At 40.5% G+C, this 22,634-nt stretch carries 21 protein-coding genes and 1 pseudogene; 15 read left to right on the top strand and 7 right to left on the bottom strand.

The genetic code is table 11. The features are described 5' to 3' along the window. The first annotated feature begins 1,263 nt into the window (after nucleotides 1-1,263). From BFP77_RS15530 to BFP77_RS15490, 10 genes and pseudogenes are all read left to right on the top strand, one after another. Nucleotides 1,264-1,788 (top strand): IS110 family transposase, encoded by a 525-nt coding sequence (locus tag BFP77_RS15530; protein ID WP_099574962.1) that lies wholly within the window; start codon nucleotides 1,264-1,266, stop codon nucleotides 1,786-1,788. Between the two features lie 27 nt (nucleotides 1,789-1,815). After that, complete coding sequence (locus tag BFP77_RS15525; protein WP_180272370.1) at nucleotides 1,816-2,253, top strand: transposase; 438 nt, start codon at nucleotides 1,816-1,818, stop codon at nucleotides 2,251-2,253. A gap of 122 nt (nucleotides 2,254-2,375) precedes the next feature. Beyond that, nucleotides 2,376-3,218: a DUF3667 domain-containing protein gene (locus BFP77_RS15520; protein WP_099574960.1), complete on the top strand. Its 843-nt coding sequence runs from the start codon at nucleotides 2,376-2,378 to the stop codon at nucleotides 3,216-3,218. A gap of 303 nt (nucleotides 3,219-3,521) precedes the next feature. Then, entirely contained in the window at nucleotides 3,522-5,390 is a 1,869-nt protein-coding gene (locus BFP77_RS15515; RefSeq protein ID WP_099574959.1) for a PLP-dependent transferase, read from the top strand. A 94-nt stretch (nucleotides 5,391-5,484) separates the two neighbouring features. Continuing rightward, nucleotides 5,485-5,898: pseudogene (locus BFP77_RS15510) on the top strand (nuclear transport factor 2 family protein). Nucleotides 5,899-6,143: 245 nt separating this feature from the next. Next, entirely contained in the window at nucleotides 6,144-7,121 is a 978-nt protein-coding gene (locus BFP77_RS15505) for an ornithine cyclodeaminase family protein (protein WP_099574958.1), read from the top strand. Nucleotides 7,122-7,206: 85 nt separating this feature from the next. Then, complete coding sequence (locus BFP77_RS15500) at nucleotides 7,207-8,229, top strand: aminotransferase class I/II-fold pyridoxal phosphate-dependent enzyme (RefSeq protein WP_099574957.1); 1,023 nt, start codon at nucleotides 7,207-7,209, stop codon at nucleotides 8,227-8,229. Between the two features lie 259 nt (nucleotides 8,230-8,488). Next, nucleotides 8,489-9,091, top strand: a complete 603-nt coding sequence (locus BFP77_RS15495; RefSeq protein ID WP_099574956.1) for a hypothetical protein — start codon at nucleotides 8,489-8,491, stop codon at nucleotides 9,089-9,091. Nucleotides 9,092-9,293: 202 nt separating this feature from the next. Next, nucleotides 9,294-9,404 (top strand): putative porin, encoded by a 111-nt coding sequence (locus BFP77_RS17150; RefSeq protein ID WP_218963479.1) that lies wholly within the window; start codon nucleotides 9,294-9,296, stop codon nucleotides 9,402-9,404. A gap of 279 nt (nucleotides 9,405-9,683) precedes the next feature. Beyond that, on the top strand, nucleotides 9,684-11,378 hold the full coding sequence (locus tag BFP77_RS15490; RefSeq protein WP_099574955.1) for a DUF262 domain-containing protein: 1,695 nt from the start codon (nucleotides 9,684-9,686) through the stop codon (nucleotides 11,376-11,378). Nucleotides 11,379-11,461: 83 nt separating this feature from the next. On the opposite strand, the gene BFP77_RS15485 is transcribed toward BFP77_RS15490, so the two are convergent. From BFP77_RS15485 to BFP77_RS15460, 6 genes are all read right to left on the bottom strand, one after another. Further along, on the bottom strand, nucleotides 11,462-11,764 hold the full coding sequence (locus BFP77_RS15485) for a hypothetical protein (RefSeq protein ID WP_099574954.1): 303 nt from the start codon (nucleotides 11,762-11,764) through the stop codon (nucleotides 11,462-11,464). Next, a complete protein-coding gene (locus tag BFP77_RS15480; RefSeq protein WP_099574953.1) occupies nucleotides 11,754-13,001 on the bottom strand; it encodes a cation:proton antiporter in 1,248 nt (415 codons plus the stop codon). The genes BFP77_RS15485 and BFP77_RS15480 overlap by 11 nt, the downstream gene beginning before the upstream one ends. Before the next feature lie 85 nt (nucleotides 13,002-13,086). Continuing rightward, complete coding sequence (ligA, locus tag BFP77_RS15475) at nucleotides 13,087-15,081, bottom strand: NAD-dependent DNA ligase LigA (protein ID WP_099574952.1); 1,995 nt, start codon at nucleotides 15,079-15,081, stop codon at nucleotides 13,087-13,089. After that, nucleotides 15,081-15,662 (bottom strand): TIGR00730 family Rossman fold protein, encoded by a 582-nt coding sequence (locus BFP77_RS15470; RefSeq protein WP_099574951.1) that lies wholly within the window; start codon nucleotides 15,660-15,662, stop codon nucleotides 15,081-15,083. Before BFP77_RS15470 ends, ligA begins: the two co-directional genes overlap by 1 nt. A gap of 219 nt (nucleotides 15,663-15,881) precedes the next feature. Continuing rightward, the gene (gene prmC, locus BFP77_RS15465; RefSeq protein ID WP_099574950.1) at nucleotides 15,882-16,733 is read right to left on the bottom strand and encodes a peptide chain release factor N(5)-glutamine methyltransferase; all 852 of its coding nucleotides are present in this window, start codon (nucleotides 16,731-16,733) and stop codon (nucleotides 15,882-15,884) included. Between the two features lie 98 nt (nucleotides 16,734-16,831). After that, nucleotides 16,832-17,320 (bottom strand): GNAT family N-acetyltransferase, encoded by a 489-nt coding sequence (locus BFP77_RS15460; RefSeq protein ID WP_099574949.1) that lies wholly within the window; start codon nucleotides 17,318-17,320, stop codon nucleotides 16,832-16,834. A gap of 107 nt (nucleotides 17,321-17,427) precedes the next feature. Between BFP77_RS15460 and ribD the strand changes: the two genes are divergently transcribed. From ribD to BFP77_RS15440, 4 genes are read left to right on the top strand one after another with little or no spacing between them, the layout of a single operon-like run. Next, complete coding sequence (gene ribD, locus BFP77_RS15455; RefSeq protein WP_099574948.1) at nucleotides 17,428-18,501, top strand: bifunctional diaminohydroxyphosphoribosylaminopyrimidine deaminase/5-amino-6-(5-phosphoribosylamino)uracil reductase RibD; 1,074 nt, start codon at nucleotides 17,428-17,430, stop codon at nucleotides 18,499-18,501. Beyond that, on the top strand, nucleotides 18,494-19,096 hold the full coding sequence (locus tag BFP77_RS15450) for an HAD family hydrolase (protein WP_099574947.1): 603 nt from the start codon (nucleotides 18,494-18,496) through the stop codon (nucleotides 19,094-19,096). Before ribD ends, BFP77_RS15450 begins: the two co-directional genes overlap by 8 nt. Continuing rightward, nucleotides 19,097-19,960 (top strand): DMT family transporter, encoded by an 864-nt coding sequence (locus BFP77_RS15445; RefSeq protein WP_099574946.1) that lies wholly within the window; start codon nucleotides 19,097-19,099, stop codon nucleotides 19,958-19,960. Between the two features lie 2 nt (nucleotides 19,961-19,962). Further along, entirely contained in the window at nucleotides 19,963-20,574 is a 612-nt protein-coding gene (locus BFP77_RS15440; protein WP_099574945.1) for an IMPACT family protein, read from the top strand. A gap of 30 nt (nucleotides 20,575-20,604) precedes the next feature. Here the strand turns inward: BFP77_RS15440 and BFP77_RS15435 are convergent, their stop codons facing one another. Beyond that, the gene (locus BFP77_RS15435) at nucleotides 20,605-21,003 is read right to left on the bottom strand and encodes an acyl-CoA thioesterase (protein WP_099574944.1); all 399 of its coding nucleotides are present in this window, start codon (nucleotides 21,001-21,003) and stop codon (nucleotides 20,605-20,607) included. Nucleotides 21,004-21,209: 206 nt separating this feature from the next. Here BFP77_RS15435 and dnaA point away from each other — a divergent pair, with 206 nt between their 5' ends. Then, the gene (dnaA, locus tag BFP77_RS15430) at nucleotides 21,210-22,634 is read left to right on the top strand and encodes a chromosomal replication initiator protein DnaA (protein WP_099574943.1); all 1,425 of its coding nucleotides are present in this window, start codon (nucleotides 21,210-21,212) and stop codon (nucleotides 22,632-22,634) included.

Here is a 22,634-nt window from a genome sequence, read left to right as displayed (position 1 = left end):
TTTTCGGGAGTAAAAGGAGTATCGAGAAGCTCTTGTGTTCCCGAGGGCGTTTGCCTAAGCTCAGTCGGAGCATTCTCTTCCGAACGTTCTCGATACAACGTCTCTTTCAGGACGTCACTCGAACTGACATTGTAGAAATAGAAAAATACTTAAAACCATCAAGTCACTTCGAGTGGCTTTTACGACCTTTTCGGGAGTAAAAGGAGTATCGAGAAGCTCTTGTGTTCACGAGGGCGTTGGCCTGAGCGCAGTCGAAGGATTCTCTTCCGAACGTTCTCGGGAACAACGTCTCTTTCAGGACATCACTCGAACTGACATTGTAGAAATAGAATAATACTTAAAACCATCAAGTCACTTCGAGTGGCTTTTACGACCTTTTCGGGAGTAAAAGGAGTATTGAGAAGCTCTTGTGTTCACGAGGGCGTTGGCCTGAGCGTAGTCGAAGGATTCTCTTCCGAACGTTCTCGATACAACGTCTCTTTCAGGTCGTCACTCGAACTGACATTGTAGAAATAGAATAATACTTAAAACCATCAAGTCACTTCGAGTGGCTTTTACGACCTTTTCGGGAGTAAAAGGAGTATCGAAAAGCTCTTGTGTTCACGAGGGCGTTGGCCTGAGCGCAGTCGAAGGATTCTCTTCCGAACGTTCTCGGGAACAACGTCTCTTTCAGGACGTCACTCGAACTGACATTGTAGAAATAGAATAATACTTAATACCATCAAGTCACTTTGAGTGGCTTTTACGACCTTTTCGGGAGTAAAAGGAGTATCGATAAGCTCATGTGTTCACGAGGCGTTGGCCTGAGCGCAGTCGAAGTATTCTCTTCCGAACGTTCTCGATACAACGTCTCTTTCAGGACGTCACTCGAACTGACAACTCATACCGTCATCCATAATTGTTATTAATTTAATATAAACTCATCATGTCACTTCGAGTGGCTTTTACGAACTTTTCGGGAGTAAAAGGAGTATCGAGAAGCTCTTGTGTTCCCGAGGGCGTTTGCCTAAGCTCAGTCGGAGCATTCTCTTCCGAACGTTCTCGATACAACGTCTCTTTCAGGACGTCACTCCTTTAGATTTGTTTTAGCGAATGATTAACTTAAAAACGGAAAAGATACACTATCAATTCATTCTGAGATACAAGCTCAAAGTTCGATTCATATCTTTTCCGTTTACGATAAAACTCAAATTAGAAATTCGGAATCTTAAGCCCATTATCAAGGAGTTGAGTACTATCTATTTGATTAACTAAAGCGAATTTATGAAAACCGAATTAAAGTTCATCGGAATCGATGTCAGCAAGGCCACTTTGGACGTATGCGTTCTATCGGATTCTCCTGAATCCTTGGTCATTGAAAACACTGAACAATCCATAATAAAGTACTTTGGCAGGCTTTTGAAGAATACTACTCACGAGTATCATATCTGTGTCGAGAACACAGGGAAGTATTCTTGGGAACTGATGAGAATACTTCCCGGGCTGAAGTGTAGCTTTTATGTCGTAAACCCATTACACCTAAAGAAAAACCTAGGGCTCGTACGCGGAAAAAATTATGTAATAGATGCGGTCAGGATAGCTAGGTTCATTCGTAGGAACCATGGTGAAATGGATTGTTACATAGAAAGAAGAACGGAGCTGGAATCCCAACAGGTACTGGTCTCGGAAAGGAAGTTCAGGGTAAAACAGCGTAAGGAAATCAAGATTAAAAGTAAGGAAATACTTGTTCTGGGCAACGTAAAGCTCGTCAGGTCGATCCTTTCCAAAAACAAGAAACTGATAAAGTAACTGACCGAACAAATCGGTGCGATAGAATTGGAGATAAAACAGCTTATCGACTCTTGTGAACGGATAAAGGACCTGGCTTCAAGTTTACGGTCGATACCGGGCGTAGGGCCGATATTGTGCATGAACCTAATCGTGAAGACAAATGAGTTCAAGACCATAAGGGAACCTAGAAAACTTGCATGCTATGCAGGGGTGGCAACGTTCGCGAACACTTCCGGAGTGTCCGTATTTGGTAGGAACAAAGTCTCAAACCATGCGGACAAAGGGCTTAAAAAACTACTACATCTAGGTGCCCTGAGCGTAATACGGTTGGATAACGATCTGGCCGTTTACTATCATCGAAAAGTCAAAGAAGGCAAGAACAAAATGAGCGTTTTAAACGCAGTTAGAAACAAAATCATACACCTCGTTTTTGCTCTGATAAATAACCGAACATTTTATCAAAATCGTTTGGTAACGTCATAGAAATCGAACTGACAACATCTGTATCCAGAAGCACCAATCCAATCCTGAAAAGGGTTTATTAGTAATTTAAATATAAAATCTCCATATTTACGAAAGACCAAAACCAAACACTGTGAGTAACCATGGAAGAACACCATGTCATCATAAAAACAAAATGTCTTAATAGCAGCGCACCTAGCAATGGAAACTTTTGCCAACAGTGTGGGCAGGCCGTTCGTGACAATACGGACCGCTCCATTGGGAAGCTTTTGGGAGAATTTTTTGGTAATATTTTCTTTTTGGATAATCGTTTTTTACTAAGTGTCTGGTACCTCTTCAGGTATACGGGCCTGATGACGGTTGAATTTTTAAAGGGTAAGCTAAAGAAGTTTATCTCCCCCATTACCTTGTTCCTGTTTTTTAACCTTATCTATTTCTTTGTCAACCCCTTATCCGATTACTCACTTTCGTTAGTAGACCAAGTGTATTCGCAACCCTATAGTGATTGGGTCCGTGAATGGGTAGTCTCAAAACTTAAAACTGAAGGTTTGGAAGGCACCTCCTATGCTGTAAACTATCAAAATAGCAGCGACACTATTTCCAAGTCTATCATGATAATCAATATTCCCATGATTGCCCTTTTTGTGTATTTGTTGGCACTAAAAAAAAGACGCTTTTATTATGACAGTCTCATTTTTGCTTTTCATTTTTTCTCCTTGTTTATGGCCAGTTGGATTATGCTACCTTGGGTAAGTAAGCTGCTTTTTCTTATCACAGGTGATGAAGATTCTTTGCTTTCTAATGGCGCATTTCATCTCTTCGCATTTGTTATTCCGGGGCTTTATGCCATTTTTAGTATTCAAAGGTTTATGAAAATTCGTTGGTATTGGGCCATACCAGTGGGTATTCTGGTATTGTTGTCCGTAAACCTGGCCAACCTGTTTTATCGCTTTATCATATTCCTATTTACTTTTTGGTCCACTTGATATTTATTTCAACTAAACCATGCTATTTTAAAAACTTCCGCACAAACCCTGTAGGAATCATTAAATAACGATTTTGGAATCAACAAACTTCCTTAGTAAAATATGAATGAAAAAAAATCGCGCATCCAACCGACAACGAAACAGCTATTTCTTAAAAATCAGATTATAGCGCATACCATTTCAAAAAAACTTCCAAAACACAGCTAAAAGAACACTAGTAGTTTACTGTAATTTAATCAAGGTTGGTGCGACGTATACATCATCCTTATTAATATCTTCGTGACCTCGTTAACCGCAGCAATTATGGAGTCAAATAAAACAGTAAAGTATATTGAAGGTGTGTTAGAAAACCTACCGCCAGACTGGTTAAATTTAACAACGCACCGACTGGATATCTACGAAGAAGAACTGGCTAAAACTCAGTTTTTATCCCAGTTTGAAAAGCTATATCAAGACAATAACACAACAACAGCAGCACTCAATAACTTACCCACGGCGTATGACTATATACGATTGGGCCATCCCTTATCCTCTGTGTTAGAATGGGCAATAGCCGAACAGAACAAGTTAAAAGCTGAAAATGTAATCAGTTTTTCGTCAAAGACGATGCCTATTTTAGCCGTATTGAGAAAAAACGCATTGGAAGGCAGAGACACACAAATTCTTTATAAAGGGGAACTCCCAGAAGGCTTTGATGCTGATGTAGTGCGACGCATATATGGTTATGATTTTGATGTAAAGCAAGTTGATGATGCATCAGCGATTGCAGCGTTCAATGGTAGTACTATTTTTATTTCCCAAGAAGACACGGTAGGTGATTTCAATCTTAACTCAAATATTGATTTTTTCATAGGTCTTTACCCTAAGCTTGGAAGCATTATTGCGGTAAACGGAGCACAGAACCAACCCTACATCGCAGCCATTCAGCATGTAAGAAGAAGGGAGAGTATTGCCATGACCCCGGCGAACGCTCTTATTGCCTTACAAAGGTTAACGGAAACTTCGGATAGTGATGCTAGCCCAAATAATGACTCACATAGTACCAGTGTAGCGCCAAGCGATACGAATAAGCTTGTCTTGGATGCAATTCAAAAAATTACGGATACCGATGTAAATGCGGTTGTAGGCTCAAGCGGACTTTCCATACAATATGCCATTGTAATGGGTTTAATTCATCATGCGCTGGTCAATCATAAGGGAAAATCCATTAAAATCCTTGTCCCTCCCAATTGTTATGGCGGTACAAATGACCAAGCCAGACGTGTTGCCACTAGTGTTGCTAACGTGGTAGTGGTGGACTTACCGGTTGATGGTGATAACGATATGGCCCAAAGTATTGACCGTATTCTAGATGAAATCGCCAACCAAGATGCTATCCCCTATATCATCGCCGAAATACCGACCAACCCTAGGGTGGAAGTTCCGGATATGCAAAAACTAAAAGCGGCGTTAACCAAAGTACGAAAAACACCAAGGGGCAAGCTCGCAATTGCACCTGTTTTTATATTGGACCAAACCTTTTGTCCCAACACCAATTTTTTGGGCGAAGGCGAAGTCCTATCGAACGTTAATACGATTACCTATGTAAGTGGGTCCAAATTCCCAAGTGGGGGCAAATGTACGGCTGGTTATTGCACTTCCAATAAAAAGGCAGAGCGCTATATGGAGAAAATAGCCTTACACCTAAGATTATGTGATAATGAGGCTACCGCGCTTCAACAAGAAATACTGGCAACGCAACTACCTACCATGAATCAAAGGATTGAAGATGCGTATTTAAATACACGTGCCTTTGTTGATTTTATCAAGGAGACCCTACCCGAAGCGAAAATAAATTTTGTCTCAAAGGAATTGGCAGCGAAAGGATTTACGCCATCCGTGTTTTCATTGGACCTCCCCACAAAAGGAAATACGGCAGAAGAAAAAGAATCCTACAAAAGAGCCTTGAACCATAAGTTGATTCATTTAATGATTACCGAAATACCGCATGAAAGTAAATACTGCGTAAGTTATGGTCAATTAAAAGGATGTTATTGGACCATACCGGCAACGTCTACCCAAGGAACCACCAAGGAAGGTGATAAGGACTATATTGCACGTGTGGCACTTTCACCCGATATGGACCTTGAACTTCATAAAAAGGTCTTTTTAGATTTTGTTGCAACAATTTAGTAGGTCAATGTCAATAACATAATAGTAGTTAATTCATGTAATTCAATGGCATCGCTATACGACTAAGACAGTCCAAAAGGATAAAACACGACACATGGAACAAAAATTTCCACTTCTCCCTTTTAGCTTAGAGGATGCTATAGAAAAAATACAAAAGGCAGAAGATGCCTGAAATAGTAGGAACCCTGAAAAAATCTCCAAGGCCTATTCTGAGGATAGCGAATGGAGAAATAGAGATACCTTCATAAACGGCTGGGAAGAAATAGTTGATTTTTTAACCGGCAAGTGGGAGAAAGAACGCAACTACAAGCTTAGAAAAGAATATTGGGCCCATACGGACAACCGTATTGCAGTTAGGTTCGAATATGAATACCAAACCCAAGAAGGACAATGGTTTAGAGCCTACGGAAACGAAAATTGGGAGTTTGATGCTGATGGATTAATGAAAAAAAGATTCTCTAGCATCAATGATTTGGCCATTACGGAGCAAGAGCGAAAATTTAAGTAGACTTCTCCAGGGCAAGCTCGCTGGGCATTCTTAGGAATTAAACACTTCATTTAGAGGTAAGCCTCGGGGTAGCACATCCTTTGCTGTGCCAATAAAAGATATTATATATACCTTAGGAGAACTTTTGACACGAAATCATGTGTTGTGCTTATTTCTAACATTAGAGAAGGTTTTTGGGAAATAAGTTTCGTTCTTGCGCCGATACTGCGCTACTCTAATAAAAATAATGGATATTTTTATTAGATATGATACCACAAACACCCGTAATACTTACACTTCCCGAAATTCTGAGGTATCTGCCACAGTTAGATTTAGTTTCCGCTATTGAACAAGGCTTTGTGGATTTATCCTTATCAAAAGCCGTAGTTCCGCCCGTTGGCGAGTTACTTTTTGATGACCCGCCAGGCGAAACATATATTAAGTACGGTTATATAAAAGAACAGGATTACTACGTGATTAAAATCGCTTCCGGTTTTTATAACAACCCCAGTTTGGGCATTTCATCTAGCCAAGGCGTTATGCTACTGTTCTCTAAACACACGGGGCAATTACTAGCGGTACTCTTAGATGAAGGTCGGTTAACGGACATACGCACGGTCATTGCCAGTATAATCACCATTAAACACCTAGCACCAAAAGCCATCAAAGCCATTGGAATTATTGGAATAGGAACGCAGGCCAAACTGCAATTAGACTATTTACCTATGGTTACTGCCTGTAAAAACATCGTAGTTTGGGGGCGGAATCCGGAAAAAACGAATGCATTTACAGAGCACTTTAAAGACAGTGATTATCAGATTCAGATAGCAAATTCCATAGCGGAGCTAGCCGAAAAATGTAATGTCATTATTACAACAACACCAGCTACCACACCTTTGTTACAAGCTTCTCAAATAAAAAAAGGCACGCATATTACAGCTATTGGTTCCGATACTTCAAAAAAAATAGAACTGGATACGGCTATTATCCAAAAAGCGGATATCATCATTTCGGACAGTATCGCACAATCCAAAACAAGAGGGGAAATTTTCAGGGCAAGACAACAGCAGTGCCTAGACGAAACTAAACTTGTTGAATTAGGCAACCTGATTCAAAACCCCGCTTTAGGTAGAGTAAACGATAAGCAAATAACCGTAGCGGATTTAACTGGCGTAGCCGTTCAAGACATCATCATTGCTACGGCCGTCTATAATTCCTATAAAAATACAACCGATGAACATTAGAACTTTTGACTTATAGCGTATTCAATCCCTTTATGAAAATACAGTACCTATTAACCTTACGGAGAGTGGTTTTCACCCGTATACCTTGGAAGAATTACTTACGGCAGAGCAAATAAAAATGCTAACGACCACCGTTTTAGGTTACGGACAAACGAACGGTTCCATTTCGCTGCGTAAGGCCATTGCCAACCTCTACCCTAATGGAGACGATGACAATGTGCTGGTAACCAATGGTTCTGCGGAGGCTAATTTCGTTGCTTGCCACACCTTGCTAGAAAAAGGTGACGAAGTGGTGATGATGGTGCCCAACTACATGCAGATTTGGGGTATTGCAGAAGAAATGGGATGTACGCCAAAGAAATTTCATTTGGTTGAAGAAAACGGCTGGCAGCCTGATTTAAAAGAACTAGAAGCGCAAATGAGTGCTAAAACAAAGATGATAGCGTTGTGTAACCCGAACAACCCAACAGGTTATGTACTTACTGATGAAGAAATGGCAGCTATCGTAGCTGTAGCCAAAAAGTACGATGCTTGGATTTATTGTGATGAAGTGTACAAAGGAGCAGATTTAGACGGTGTAGAAGGACCTAGCTTTTACGGAATGTACGACAAGGTCATGGTCAACGGCGGATTATCTAAAGCCTATGCATTGCCAGGTTTGCGTTTAGGCTGGTTGGTAGGGCCTAAAGCTCTTATTGCAGATACGTGGGCCTATCACGATTATACGTCCATAACCGCAGGAATCTTAAGTCATAAAATCGGAGAAATAGCCTTGCAACCAGAAATGCGCAAAAAAATACTGAACCGTAACATTACCATGCTTAACGAGAATCTAAAAGTTACGGCGGAATGGGCCAAACAATATAAGGACCTTATTGAATTCGTACCACCAAAAGCCGGAGGTATGGTATTTATTAAATATAAATTCCCGATTAATTCTACCGAACTTTCGGATTGGTTACGTTTGGAAAAAGGCGTATTTATTCTGGCGGGAGATGTTTATGGGATGGATAAGCATTTTAGAATAGGAATCGGGGCCGAAAAGAAAGATTTATTGAAGGGCTATGCCATACTAACGGAAGCCTTAAAGGAACGTTTTGGTGTCTAAATAGCGGTAAGGAGATACCATAGAAGGCTACAATAAGAGAATTAGGAAACTTCTCCCCATTAAGGGTACCAAAGGATAAACCACAGAACCTCAAACTATCCTGTTAAAAACTTTCGTGCAAATCATGTAGAATGCGCTTGATAACTATCTTGGAATCAACGAACTTCGTTGGTGACCGATAAATGGAAACTTGTGCTGAATTTATTTCAGTATTAAAACTCCACCTTTCTATGCGTTTTGAAACATTAAAAAAAACTTTATGAACGAATTAAAGCAAACCAAAAACTTTGCGAAAAGAGAATTAAGGTTGACTGAAAATAAAGTCTTTTACAATTATTCAAAATTTGGAAATAGCAACGAAGTTGATATTCCTTATGAAAATATCGAGGGCGAAAAAGTAACTCATAAAACGTCGAATAATACAATATTATTCTTTTCGGCTGTTGTCTATGTTGTTGCGATTGCACTATTTATTAGCAAAATAAGAGGTGGCGGTGGAGAGAATTACGCTTGGTTATTTTGGGTATTTATTGCAACTGTGATTTTGGCTTTTTACTGGTTGACAAAAGAAAATTTTTGGAAACTAAAACTAAATGACAACAACTATCTTTACATTCATAAAAATATTCCAAACAAAGATGCGCCTAAAAAATTCATCAATAGTTTAATGCAAAAACGCAACGAATATTTGAGAGAGAATTATTTAGTAATTGATGAAAATTTAGATTATCAAAGCCAATTGTCGAATTTTAAATGGTTGAAATCTATTGGCGCAATTTCAAAAGACGAGTTTGATACTAAATATTCGGAATTAAAGAGAACCGTAAAACCTGAAAAACCGAATATTGGGTTCGGAAAGTAAAGTTTTTACAACAACGTATAAAAAATAATAGGATAGTGAGTGCTTAGCTCAATGGAAATGCCACTTTTGCGAAGCCGCCAAATTTTTAAATTTGGCTTATTGAAAAAATATAATAAGTAAAGATTGAAAATTCGGCTTGTGTTAAACCGAATGACTTACGACTATTTTAAGCCCTACTATTCTTATACAAAACCGATAACGAATGATTCTTGGTAGCGCTCCAAAACAAACGCCACTATTTCCCGTAGTTCCGTTTCTAGACTCATTTTGGGATAGCTCCTTCGCGCTTGGCGGTACCAATACCCAGGGTTAAAATGGTCATCTTCTTTACGGAGCCGGTATAAACGATTATCCCCGTGGAGCTGGGTACACCAACACTAAAAACCACAAAGTATGTTGTTAAAAACTTTCGTACAAATCCTATAGGAAGCACTTGATACCCATTTTAGAATCAACGAACTTCGTTAGCAACGGATAAATGGAACCTGTGCTTACCCTGTCAAAGTATACTAACACCACTTATCGATGTGTTATGGGCAAGCAGAATCATAACAAAAGAAAAAAAATAGTCTTAAAACCTTACCTTTGAATTATGGCTGTAAGCAATCTTTTAGATACAAGCACTGTTAGTCTCAGTGATGTAATTGGCAATGGAAAAACCTATGAAGTTCCTCCATATCAAAGGGACTATTCTTGGAAAAAAGACCAATGGGAAGACTTGTGGAACGACATTAACAATGTTTATCAATCAAACAATGTTCATTATATGGGGTCTATTGTCCTCCAAGACCTTGGCGATAAAAATTATCATGTCATTGATGGACAACAAAGATTTTCAACACTAACCTTAATAGTACTGGCCACAATCAGTAAACTTCAGGAATTAGTAAAACAAAATATTGACCAAGAACAAAATACGGAGCGAATTAGTCTTCTTCAAAAGAAATTTATTGGTGACAAAGACCCTGGTTCTTTGACCTATTCATCTAAACTAAAGTTAAATGAAAACAACAACAGCTTCTTTCAGACTAACCTCTTAGTCCAGAGAGAACCTACTAATCCAAGAACTCTAATTGACTCTGATAAGCTAATTTGGAATGCATACCATTACTTTACAGATAAGATTTCCAATTTGTTTAAAAAGGAATCTAATGGTGAAATAGTTGCCAATTTTCTCAATAAAATAGTAGCCGAGAAATTAATGTTTATTCAAATAATTGTTGAGGACGAATTAAGTGCATATACTGTCTTTGAAACGCTTAATTCAAGAGGCGTTGGATTAACTGTAACTGACTTACTGAAGAATTATCTATTTTCCGTATCTTCAAAAGTTGACTTACCGCATATAAAAGAAAAGTGGAAATCAATCGTTGAGACAATTGGCCTAGACAACTTCCCAACATTTCTTAGACATTATTGGGTTTCGAAAAACAAACTTATTCGACAAGAGTATTTATTTAGAGCTCTAAGAGAATATATCTCAACTTCACCTCAAGTCATAGAGTTACTTGATAATTTGGATGAAAATTCAAAATTATACAACGCTATATCAAATTACTCGGATTCATTTTGGGGCGGTCATAGGGAAATCAAAAAGAGAATTAAAGAGCTTACGTTATTTAAGGAGAAACAAGCTTATCCATTACTCATTTCTAGTTATAATAATTTAACTGAAGAAAAATTTTCCTCAGTATTGAAGTTCGTAAGTGTTATAACTTTCAGATATACCGTAATCTCTAAACTACACACCAACTTGAAAGAAGATATTTATAACAAAGCTGCAATTGCAATCACTCAAAACCCTGAGATTAGTTTAACTGAAATTGCAACCCTATTAAAGCCTTTATATCCAAATGATAAGGAATTTAAGAATAGCTTTGTCACGAAATCGATTTCAACAAAAAGAGGAACAAAGCTTGTCAGGTATATTTTGTTTAATATTGAAAATCATCTTAATAACGTAGATTATGATTTTGAGGAAAATTCTGGAACTATTGAACATATATTACCTGAAAATGGCAACCAACATTATTTGGAAGACTTTCCTCAAGCGATTCATGATTCGATAGTTTATCGATTAGGTAACTATACTATTCTTGAAGGAGCTAAGAATAGAGAGTGTTCTGATTTACCTTTTGCTGATAAAAAGGATATCTATATTACAAGTCGATACGAAATGACTAAAAATATTGCAAACCCAAACTGGACTCCAAACTCGATTGATAATAGACAAGAATGGCTAGGAAATCAAGCTTCTTCTGTTTGGCGAATATCACAGTTAGACTAAAGAAATCAGGCCATAACAAGAGATATGAAGCAGTAGCCTCGTACCTCACCTCCTTCTCATATCCAAACCGATAACGCATACTTCTAGCAGCGCTCCAAAACAAACGCCACCATTTCCTGTAATTCCGCTTCTAGACTCATTTCAGGATAGCTTTTCTCTGCTTGGCGGTACCAGTAGCCGGCATTAAAACGGTCGCCCTCCTTTCGGTGTAGGTAGGCATGCATCCAGCTGCCTAGCTCGTTATGCATATCTTGGGCAATGTTATGGGAACTTTCCCAGTCGCCCTTGGCGTCAAACCACAGGGCTTTAAGGGTTTCGGGCCAGTCCACATGTGGTACTGCGTGCTCTAGTGTCTCCTTAAACTCGGTATAATCCTTAGGTAGCATCAGCGGTTACTTTTTTCACTAGTTTGCCTACGGTAAGCCCTTGACCGATAATGGAGAAGACCACCACCACATAGGTGATGACCAAAAAGAGGTCGCGGTGCATGTCTTGTGTTAAGCCCAATGCCAGGGCAATGGAAATACCGCCGCGGAGTCCGCCCCAGGTCATCACGAGATTGGTTCCGGGCACAAAGTCCAGCTTTTCTTCAAAGAATTTAATGGGTAACAGCAAGGATAAATAACGACAGGCTAATACAATGGGTATGGCCACCAAACCGGCCACAACATAATTGAATTCAAAGGAGATGACCAGCATTTCCATCCCTATCAATACGAACAAGAGCGTATTCAACAGAATATCCAGCAGCTCCCAAAATTTATCTACATAGGTTTCCGTGGTTTTGGACATGGCGGAATTACGAACGGTATCGTTCCCTACCACCAAACCGGCGGTAACCATGGCCAAGGGTGCGGAGAGGTGAAATTTCTGTGCTACCACGGTACCCATCATTACAGCGGCAAGGGTAATGATGACCTCAATATCGTAATCGTCTATAGAGCGCATAAGGCGGTAGGTAATCCACCCGATGACTAGCCCCAAGACAACACCACCAATGACTTCCACACCAAAAAGTTCGGCGATTTCCAAAGGGGTTATGGCATCCATCCCGGACGAGGCAATCTGAAAAATGGTCAAGAATACCACGACGCCTACCCCATCGTTAAAAAGGGACTCTCCTACTATCTTGGTTTCCAGTTTCTTTGGTGCTCCCGCTTGCTTTAAAATTCCAAGTACGGCAATAGGGTCCGTCGGAGAAATCAGGGAGCCAAAAAGTAGGCAGTAAATAAAATCTACCTGTAAGCTAAAAGCCTGCAATACATAGAACATGATGGTACCGACCAAGAAGGTGGAGACCAGCACGCCCAAAGTAGAAAATACCAATATGGGCCAGCGTTGTACTTTTAACTGCTCAAAATTGGTGTGCAAGGCCCCTGCAAAAAGCAGAAAACTCAACATAACATCCAAAAGAACGGTCTTAAAATCGATTTGACTGATGATATACCGTTCGACATTAAGGAGGGTATCATCAAAATAACTGATACCAAATACCGCAAGGGTAAACACAATGGTTATGAGCATAAGCCCAATGGTATTGGGCAGTTTTAGAAAGCGCACATTGATATAGCCGAATATGGCGGATATAAAAACGAGTATTGCAGCAATGATAAAGTAATCCATAGTTTTATGTTAAATGCATGCTCCTCTAAATACCGGTTTTATCCTGGAAAAGACATGGCCTAATTTTATAATTGTGGCTTAGCCACTATAGCATTTCCAAAAACTCCTGTTCCGTGATGATGGGCACTCCCAGGTTTTCGGCTTTTGTTCTTTTACTGGGTCCCATTTTATCCCCGGCGACCAAGTAGCTGGTCTTGGAAGATATGGACGACCCTACCTTGCCCCCATTATCCTCAATCAGTTTTTTAAGCTCGTCCCTGCTGACCGTCTCAAAAACACCGGAAACCACCACTGTTTTTCCTTTTAGGATTTCGGTCTGATTTTCCAGTTTCTCCGCCGAGAGTTCAAACTGCACACCTTTGGCCTTTAGACGGGCAATAGCCTGTAAGTTCTTTTCGTTACTGAAAAAGGCAACAACACTCTCCGCAATACGTTCCCCAATTTCGTCCACAGCCACCAATTCTTCTTGGGTAGCGCTAGAAAGAGCATCAATATTCTTATAGGCCTTGGCCAGTTTTTTAGCTACGGTTTCACCTACGTATCTAATCCCCAAAGCGAACATGACCCGCTCAAAGGGAATGTTAACCGATTCCGCCACGCCTTTAATGAGATTGTCAGCGGATTTTTCTGCCATACGCTCCAAGGGCAAGATTTCTTCTTTGGTCAAGTCGTACAAATCGGCATAATCTTCAATCAAGCCTTCTTGGAACAACAATTCTACAGTTTCGCCGCCTAGTCCTTCAATATCCATGGCCTTGCGCGAAATAAAATGCTGAATGCGTCCCGTAATTTGTGGCGGACAACCATACTCGTTGGGGCAGTAATGCTTGGCGTCGCCTTCGGTACGTTCCAAAGGGGTATGGCATTCCGGACAGTGGGAAATATACTCCGTAGGTACCGAATGAACCGGTCTTTTGGTAAGGTCTACCGCTATTATTTTAGGGATAATCTCCCCTCCTTTTTCCACAAATACGGTATCGCCCTCACGGATGTCCAATTTTTCAATTTGGTCGGCATTATGAAGCGAAGCCCTTTTTACCGTGGTACCCGCCAACAGCACAGGTGCTAGATTGGCCACTGGGGTAATGGCCCCTGTACGCCCTACCTGATAGGTAATTTCATTGAGCACGGTAAACACCTGCTCTGCCTTGAATTTATAGGCCATGGCCCAACGGGGCGCTTTGGCCGTGTACCCCAGTTCCTCTTGATGCTGTAGGCTATTTACCTTCACCACCACGCCATCGGTCTCATAGGGCAAGCTGTGCCGTTTCACATCCCACTCCTCCACAAATTCCATGACTTCTGCCGTACTTTGGCATAATTTGGCCACTGTAGGCACTTTAAAGCCCCAAGCACGGGCTTTTTCCAACATCTCAAATTGCGAACTAATTCCCGTATTATTCCCTACGATGCTGTACAGCAAGCACTCTAAGGGACGTTGCGCCACCAAGGCACTATCCTGTAATTTTAAACTTCCCGAAGCCGTATTCCTAGGATTCATATAGGGTTCTTCCCCATTGGCAACACGTTCCTCGTTCATTTTTTGAAAACCGTCAAAGGGCAGTACGATTTCCCCACGGATATCGAACTTTGGTGGATAATCACCTTTTAGTTGCAAGGGAACCGATTTTATCGTTTTGATATTCGTCGTGACGTCATCGCCCTGAAAGCCATCTCCACGCGTTACGGCACGTACCAATTTTCCGTCCTCATAGGTGATGCTGATAGATGCGCCATCGTATTTCAACTCACAGGTGTAGGCCACGGGAACATCGCCCAGGTTACGTTGAATCCGTTTTTCCCAATCCTCTAAATCTTCCTTGGAGTACGAATTGTCCAAGGAATACATGCGATGCTCGTGTACAATGGTCTCAAAGTTCTTGGTGACCATACCACCCACCCGGATCGTCGGGGAACTTTCATCATAGAATTCTGGATGCGCTGCCTCCAAACGCTGTAGCTCCTTCAATTTCATATCAAAATCAAAGTCCGTAATCGTTGGATTATCAAGTACATAATAATTGTAATTATGTCCTCTAAGTTCCTCGCGCAGCGCGTTAATCGTACGTTCAATACTCATTATATCTGTTCTTTAGTCATCCATTGCGGTCTGGGGAGCGGTTGAAACGCTTTCATTTTATCCAGTAGCGCATCGACATTGGTATCCACCAAAATAGCATTGAGATTTTCTGCTTTCACAAAGCCTTTTTCTACCATCTTGGCCAACATCTGCAACAATTCATCATAAAACCCATTGGTATTTAAAACAGCTATTGGATAAGGATGTAGGCCCAACTGCGCCCATGTGAGCATCTCAAAAAACTCCTCCAAAGTTCCGAATCCGCCCGGGAGCATGATTATGCCGTCGCTAAGCTCGTGCATTCTTAATTTGCGGTCGTGCATATTCTGGGTAATGATGAGGTCGGAAAGGCCATCGTGATATACTTCCTTTCGCTTTAAAAATTCCGGGATAACGCCTATTACCTTTCCACCATTTTCGAGCGCGCCTTGTGCGACCTTGCCCATAATACCGATTTTAGCACCGCCATATACTAGGTCTATGCCCTGTTTTGCCATGGCAGCACCTAACTCGTGCGCATCCTGAGCAAATTTGGGGTCCGCTCCTGCACTACTTCCACAAAAAACTACAATTCCCTTCATTACGACACTATAACGGTTAAAATCAAATATTCCTTAATTAGTATTGAGTACTTGGTAACTAGTATTCAGTATTTAGTAGTTAGACCAAAATTAAGCTGAACTGTGAAATATGGGATACTACTTTTCACTAAAACTACCTACTGCTCACTGCCTACTGTCAACTGCCCACTGTTTCTGCTAACTGCCTACTGCTCACTGTCAACTTCCTACTCCCAGCTCTCAACTCACCACCCCTTTTATCATACGGTCATTTCCAAACATATCTTTTCTTAGTTCTATATGCTTAAAATTATGTGTCGCTAACAACTGCACCATCTCCTCGCCCAAATATTGATTTATTTCTAGATACAGACAACCCTTTTCGGATAAACTTTGTGCTGCAAAATTAACAATCGCCCTGTAAAATACCAATGGGTCTTTATCGCTAACGAACAGGGCTATATCGGGCTCGTATTCCAAAACATTTGGACTCATTTCTTTTTTCTCCAACTTCCTGACATAAGGCGGATTAGATACAATAATATCATATGTAGCTTGGATCTCTAATTGAAAGATATCCGCCTCAAAAAAGTGTACATCAGCTGCATTCATCGCTGCGTTTTCCCTTGCGATACGCAAAGCATCCGGTGAAACATCCAAGGCATGTACTATGGCCGACCCTAAATGCTTGGCCAGACTAATGGGGATGCAACCGCTTCCCGTGCCCATATCCAGAATTTGTAACCGCTCCTCTTTTTGAGTATTACAATCCTCTAGAATCCACCGAACCAATTCTTCGGTTTCCGGCCGTGGAATAAGCACCTCTGGACCCACCTCGAATTTCATATCCATGAACTCCGTGTACCCTATAATATGCTGTATGGGTCTATGTTGTTTTAATTCACTTAATCCTGAAAAAAGAGGCTCTTCCTCCGTTTTGGTCAAAACTAGATTGGGTTGTAGGACCAGTACAAATCTTTCCAGTCCTAGGTAATGGTCAATTAACAAGTAAAAAAAGCTAGAAACTTCCTGTTCTCCGTAAAGCGGATTCAATTCCTGATGGAAAATGTTCTTTATTTCGCTTAACAGCATAGCCCCTCTCCTAAAGCCTCAACCTGACCGGGAAAGGACTCCATTAAATTTATCTTATGATGATGATTTCGTAAAACTTTAGTCACACTTCGACGATTTTAATCCAGCGTTTTTAACATCCAAACGGGACAGGAAAAATGCCCGGTATTGCCCATGGGAGCATCAATATAATTAAATCCCGATTTCTGATACAGTTTTTGAGCTGCCTTCATGAAGGGCATGGTTTCCAAATAGCACTGCTCAAAGCCATGTTCCCTAGCTTTTTTTAGGCAAATGCTCATCATTTGTGCGCCCAATCCTTTTCCCCTGGCTTCTTCCAGAAAATACATTTTCTGTAGCTCACAAACGTTACCATCGTAGTTCTCCAGTTGGGCAATGCCAGCGCAACCGAGTATCTCACCATCTTCCTCCACCACATAATAATTGGCCCTAGGTACATCATAATTCTCGTACATGTGGTCTAGAGCGGTATCGGCATAGGCAGTACCTACTTTTGGAACCCCCAAATCAACCAGTACTTTCCGGATTACACGAGCTACTTGGGCGTTGTCCGCTTTCTTTATTTCCCTGATTAGCGCAGTTGCCATAATATTGCTTTTCAATAGGTTTTAATGTACTATTTTTGATGCGTGAAGATACGTGAATTGCGTATAATCCTAAAGTCTTTAGCGCTAGAAATAAACCCTTGCGACCGATGACCGACCAAAAGAAGAACAGCCTTTCTACAGACGAACGCTACATGCTGCGTTGCCTCGAAATTGCCAAAAACGGATTGGGTACTACGGCCCCTAATCCCATGGTAGGTGCTGTTATCGTACATAATGGTAAAATCATCGGTGAAGGATATACCAGTCCTTTTGGTGGTCCGCACGCCGAAGTGAACGCTATTGACTCGGTGGACGATACGTCCTTACTTTCCAAGGCCTGTCTGTACGTTACCCTAGAACCCTGCTCCCACTACGGAAAAACACCTCCATGTGCGGATTTGATAGTGAAACATAAAATCCCAAGGGTGGTCATTGGGCTGCAGGACCCTCACGAAAAAGTTGCGGGCAAGGGAATAGAAAAACTGTTACAGGCCAATTGTGAGGTGGTCACAGACGTTCTAGAAGAAAACTGCGCTGCACATCACAAACGTTTTCTGACTTTTCACCTTAAAAAGCGTCCTTTTATTATACTAAAGTGGGCCCAGACAAGTGATGGTTTTATTGCCCCGAGTAAAGAACGTAGAGCGGCCAATCCTGAACCGTATTGGATTACCACGGTCGCTTCCAGGCAATGGGTGCATAAATGGCGTAGTGAAGAACAGGGTATTTTGGTGGGCACAACGACCGTCTTGGAAGACAACCCAAGGTTAGATGTACGGTCCTGGACAGGAAAATCACCGGTTAGGATTGTCATTGATACGAGTTTAAAGATTACAAATGATTATAATGTATTGGACGGAAGTCAAAAAACGATAGTTTTTACAAGAAAAACGGATACGCCCGCGGACACTGCCAGTATTCGCTATGAAGTGCTTCGTTCAGAAAACATTGCCCAGGAAATCTGCGATGCCTTATACCGACTGCAGCTTCAAAGTATCATCATAGAGGGAGGTACCCAGACCCTACAAAGCTTTATTGATGCTAATTTATGGGATGAAGCACGCGTATTTACAGGTCAAATTTCCTTTGAAAATGGTGTCTTAGCGCCCGTAATTAAAGGCCGTATCCTTTCCCAGCAGACGATTGAAAACGACCAGTTAACCGTGTTAAAGAATGATTAAGAATATAATTTTTGATTTTGGGGACATCTTTATCAACCTGGATAAACCAGCGATTTTTAAACATATGGCCCTTTTTGGATTCACGGAACTTACACCGGAATTGGACACCTTGGCAAAGGACTACGAGATGGGCCTGATGAGTTCGGACAGTTATGTGACAGCCCTGAATGAAATTTTTCCGCAGGCGGATAAAGAGCGCATCGTCAGCGCATGGAATTCCATTATCCTTGATTTTCCAGAACACCGCTTGGACTTTATCGAAAAACTAAAAAAGCAAAACACGTACCGCCTCTTTTTATTGAGCAATACGAATGATTTGCATATTACCTACGTCAAGGAAACCATGGGTTTAGACCGTTATAACCGATTTAAAAATTGTTTTGAGGAATTTTACCTGTCTCACGAAATACACATGAGAAAGCCAAATGCGGATATTTACGAATACGTATTAACCCAAAACGGACTCCGCCCTACTGAAACCCTGTTTATTGACGATACCAAAGAAAATACGGATAGCGCATCGTTATTGGGAATAAAAGTTTGGAACCTAAGTGTAGGACAAGAAGATATTACGGAATTAACCAAAAGAATTTAGATGCAATACCTTCTCCTGAGTATACTTTTTTCCAGTTTTATTTTTGTAATCTTTAAACTTTACACCAGGTTTAAAATAGAGACCCTTTATGCCATCATCACCAATTATGTGGTAGCCTGTATCGTAGGGCTATTGTTCTATGAAGGTAAAGTGGAGTTGGGTAGTATCCCCCAAAAAAATTGGTTTTTGGGTGCTTTGGCCTTAGGGGTCCTGTTCATTCTTGTTTTTAATATCATGGCCGCAACCTCGCAAAAACTTGGGGTTGCCGTAGCCTCGGTAGCAACTAAAATGTCTTTTGTACTCCCTGCGTTTCTAGGGGTTTTCCTCTATAAGGAATATCTCGGGTCGGTGAAGATAATCGGGATTATTATCGCCGTTCTTGCGGTGTACTTCGTTTCCGTTAAAAGAAATAGCGATGTTTTTAAACTATCCATGTTGACCCTTCCCTTCTTGGTTTTCTTAGGTTCCGGGGCCATAGACACGGCCATTAAATTCTTTCAAGAACTGTATGTTCCCGAAAATGAGTTTGCCCTGTTTTCTGCCACCGTTTTTGCGGCAGCGGCCGTGGTCGGTCTTGTTTTTATTCTAACTAACAGTAGAAGAAAACCACTAAAAGTAAATTTAAAAAATATTAGCGGAGGTATACTTTTAGGAGTGCCTAATTTCTTTTCCATATACTTTCTCTTAAAAGCCCTAGATTATAAAGGCTTAAGCAGTGCTTCCATATTTACCTTGAACAACGTAGGCATTGTTATGCTATCTACCTTTCTCGGTATTTTGTTGTTCAAAGAAAAACTTGAATCTAGAAACTGGCTGGGTATTGGTCTTGCCATCATCAGTATTCTACTCGTAGCATTTTCTTAATTATGGAAGAAAAGGACACGTATAAAACAATTATCAAGGCTACGGACGAAGTACTTTTCAAAGAAAAGAAGAGCAAATTTTACGGATTTGCCTTTCCTATTGAAAATGAAGAAGATGCTAAACAGTACACCGAAGAACTTAGAAAACTGTTCCCAACCGCGAACCACGTGTGTTATTCTTGGCAGCTAGGCGTTCAAAATCCATCCTACAGGGCAAATGATGACGGAGAACCAAATAACTCGGCAGGAATGCCCATTTATGGACAAATACAGTCTTTTGAGGTTACAAACATCCTTGTTGCCGTGGTCCGTGTTTTTGGTGGAACCAAACTGGGAGTAGGTGGTTTAATCAGTGCTTACAGGGAAACTGCTAAACTTGTCTTAGAACAGGCTGTTATTATTGAAAAGGTCATTGAGGCACAGCTATGCCTAAAATTTGAATATGCGGAGATGGACCAAGTGATGCGTTTCATTAAAAAGAAGCAGTTACGAATAAGCTCACGAAAAATGAATTTGCATTGTGAGATTCGTTTAGCGGTCCGCAAGAGCGAAATGAAATCGGTAGTCGATGATTTAAAAACCTTGCATAAAATTGAGGTATCCGTAATGGACTGAACGGTATTCTTTCCTTTTAAAAAAGTATTATCAAGACTCCAATCTATCTAGAATAAAATCTGGACATTTTATAGGTCTTTTCTTACTAACGTTCATGAAGACCAAAACGGTGTTCGCCTCTACCAAAACTTCTTCCTTCTCATTGATAATGATATAGTCGAACTCAATCCTCACGGAGGGCGTTTTTTTGAGTGTGGTCTTTACAAAAATTAGATCGTCATAATAAGCCGACTTTAAATACTTGATATTGAGATTGATAACGGGTAGCATAATTCCATTTTCTTCCATTTCCTTATAAGAAATGCCCAGTTTACGGAGCCACTCTACTCTCCCCATCTCCAAATATTGAGCATAATTACCGTGATAAACCACGCCCATCTGGTCTGTTTCTCCATACCTAACGCGAAAAGAAATTGTATTATCTTTCATTTTTTTAAAGTAAAAGGTATATATTTAGAAGCTCCCCCTTTAGGGCAGCGAACATGGTAAAAAAAAAGCTCAAATTCAATAGTAATTGATTTTTTTTTTAGAATTTTTGTTCACATATTTGCCTACCTTATAAGAGCATCAAATCTATACGAAATTGAAGCTCTAGCAAACTATTAACTAACCAATAAACGAGAACGTTTTCAACTATGAGTGTTACTGCTAATTCCGTTTGGGAAAATTGTTTGGAATTTATCAAGGATAATATCCAACCGCAGGCATTCAAAACTTGGTTTGAACCCATTAAGCCTATCAAATTAACAGAGAATGCATTAAGCATTCAGGTACCTAGTAAATTCTTTTACGAGTGGCTAGAGGAACACTATGTAAAACTCTTAAAAGTGGCCCTTACGAAGGAACTAGGTGAAACTGCCAAATTGGTCTACATCATACGTATGGAAAACACGTATGGTAACAAGGAACCCTTTACGGAGAAAATACCAAGTTCTAATCGTGGTAACATGACTCCGCAGGAAATGGATGTTCCTATTAAATCTAAAAATCCTGAACTTCGGAATCCATTTGTTATTCCAGGTATCCGCAATATTAAGATAGAATCGCAACTGAACCCTAATTATAATTTTGATAATTTCTTGGAAGGAGATTCCAACAGGCTTGCGCGTTCTGCCGGTATGGCGGTTGCGAACAAACCGGGGGGCACTTCTTTTAATCCCTTATTGATTTTTGGTGGTGTTGGTTTAGGTAAAACCCATTTAGCCCACGCCATTGGCGTTGAAATAAAAGATAAATACCCAGAACGTACGGTGCTGTATATCTCTGCGGAGAAGTTCACTCAACAGTATATAGAGTCCGTAAAAAAGAATACCAGAAACGATTTCATTCATTTCTATCAGCTTATTGACGTATTGATAATTGATGATGTCCAATTTCTTTCCGGTAAGTCCGGAACTCAAGATGTTTTCTTCCACATCTTCAATCATTTACATCAAAACGGCAAACAGGTGGTGCTCACGTCCGATAAAGCTCCTGTAGACATGCAGGATATTGAACAACGCTTACTATCCCGTTTCAAATGGGGCTTATCCGCAGAATTGCAAAGTCCGGATTACGAAACCCGTATTTCTATTCTAAAGAATAAGCTATACCGTGACGGCGTTGAAATGCCCGAAGATATTATCGAGTACGTTGCCAAACATATAAAAACGAATATCCGAGAGTTAGAGGGTGCCATAATTTCCCTAATAGCCCAGTCCACACTGAATAAACGTGAGGTTACTCTAGAATTAGCACAACAGGTGGTTGAGAAATTCGTAAAAAACACCAAACGAGAAGTATCTATAGACTATATTCAAAAAGTGGTGTCCGACTACTTTGAAATGGATGTGGCCACTTTACAGTCCAAGACTAGAAAAAGACATATTGTTCAAGCAAGGCAACTGGCAATGTTCTTTGCTAAGAAGTTTACGAAAGCCTCTCTCGCCAGTATTGGTTCACAGATAGGTAAAAGAGATCACGCCACAGTACTACACGCCTGTAAAACAGTAGATAATCTTGCCGAAACAGATAAGCAGTTTCGTAAGTATATTGACGATCTGACAAAGAAATTCTCTTAA

The organism is Maribacter sp. 4U21 (assembly GCF_002742365.1).
Taxonomy (GTDB): domain Bacteria; phylum Bacteroidota; class Bacteroidia; order Flavobacteriales; family Flavobacteriaceae; genus Maribacter.
Note: the sequence above shows the minus strand (reverse complement) of the source record. Positions and strands in the feature narration are given on the sequence as shown.

Excerpts from the sequence above, each read along its gene's own strand:
- BFP77_RS15530 (WP_099574962.1), top strand. The coding sequence starts at position 1,264 with ATGAAAACCGAATTAAAGTTCATCGGAATCGATGTCAGCAAGGCCACT.
- BFP77_RS15520 (WP_099574960.1), top strand. The coding sequence starts at position 2,376 with ATGGAAGAACACCATGTCATCATAAAAACAAAATGTCTTAATAGCAGC.
- BFP77_RS15515 (WP_099574959.1), top strand. The coding sequence starts at position 3,522 with ATGGAGTCAAATAAAACAGTAAAGTATATTGAAGGTGTGTTAGAAAAC.
- BFP77_RS15505 (WP_099574958.1), top strand. The coding sequence starts at position 6,144 with ATGATACCACAAACACCCGTAATACTTACACTTCCCGAAATTCTGAGG.
- BFP77_RS15495 (WP_099574956.1), top strand. The coding sequence starts at position 8,489 with ATGAACGAATTAAAGCAAACCAAAAACTTTGCGAAAAGAGAATTAAGG.
- BFP77_RS17150 (WP_218963479.1), top strand. The coding sequence starts at position 9,294 with ATGATTCTTGGTAGCGCTCCAAAACAAACGCCACTATTTCCCGTAGTT.
- BFP77_RS15490 (WP_099574955.1), top strand. The coding sequence starts at position 9,684 with ATGGCTGTAAGCAATCTTTTAGATACAAGCACTGTTAGTCTCAGTGAT.
- BFP77_RS15485 (WP_099574954.1), bottom strand. The coding sequence starts at position 11,764 with ATGCTACCTAAGGATTATACCGAGTTTAAGGAGACACTAGAGCACGCA.
- BFP77_RS15480 (WP_099574953.1), bottom strand. The coding sequence starts at position 13,001 with ATGGATTACTTTATCATTGCTGCAATACTCGTTTTTATATCCGCCATA.
- ligA (WP_099574952.1), bottom strand. The coding sequence starts at position 15,081 with ATGAGTATTGAACGTACGATTAACGCGCTGCGCGAGGAACTTAGAGGA.
- BFP77_RS15470 (WP_099574951.1), bottom strand. The coding sequence starts at position 15,662 with ATGAAGGGAATTGTAGTTTTTTGTGGAAGTAGTGCAGGAGCGGACCCC.
- prmC (WP_099574950.1), bottom strand. The coding sequence starts at position 16,733 with ATGCTGTTAAGCGAAATAAAGAACATTTTCCATCAGGAATTGAATCCG.
- BFP77_RS15460 (WP_099574949.1), bottom strand. The coding sequence starts at position 17,320 with ATGGCAACTGCGCTAATCAGGGAAATAAAGAAAGCGGACAACGCCCAA.
- ribD (WP_099574948.1), top strand. The coding sequence starts at position 17,428 with ATGACCGACCAAAAGAAGAACAGCCTTTCTACAGACGAACGCTACATG.
- BFP77_RS15450 (WP_099574947.1), top strand. The coding sequence starts at position 18,494 with ATGATTAAGAATATAATTTTTGATTTTGGGGACATCTTTATCAACCTG.
- BFP77_RS15445 (WP_099574946.1), top strand. The coding sequence starts at position 19,097 with ATGCAATACCTTCTCCTGAGTATACTTTTTTCCAGTTTTATTTTTGTA.
- BFP77_RS15440 (WP_099574945.1), top strand. The coding sequence starts at position 19,963 with ATGGAAGAAAAGGACACGTATAAAACAATTATCAAGGCTACGGACGAA.
- BFP77_RS15435 (WP_099574944.1), bottom strand. The coding sequence starts at position 21,003 with ATGAAAGATAATACAATTTCTTTTCGCGTTAGGTATGGAGAAACAGAC.
- dnaA (WP_099574943.1), top strand. The coding sequence starts at position 21,210 with ATGAGTGTTACTGCTAATTCCGTTTGGGAAAATTGTTTGGAATTTATC.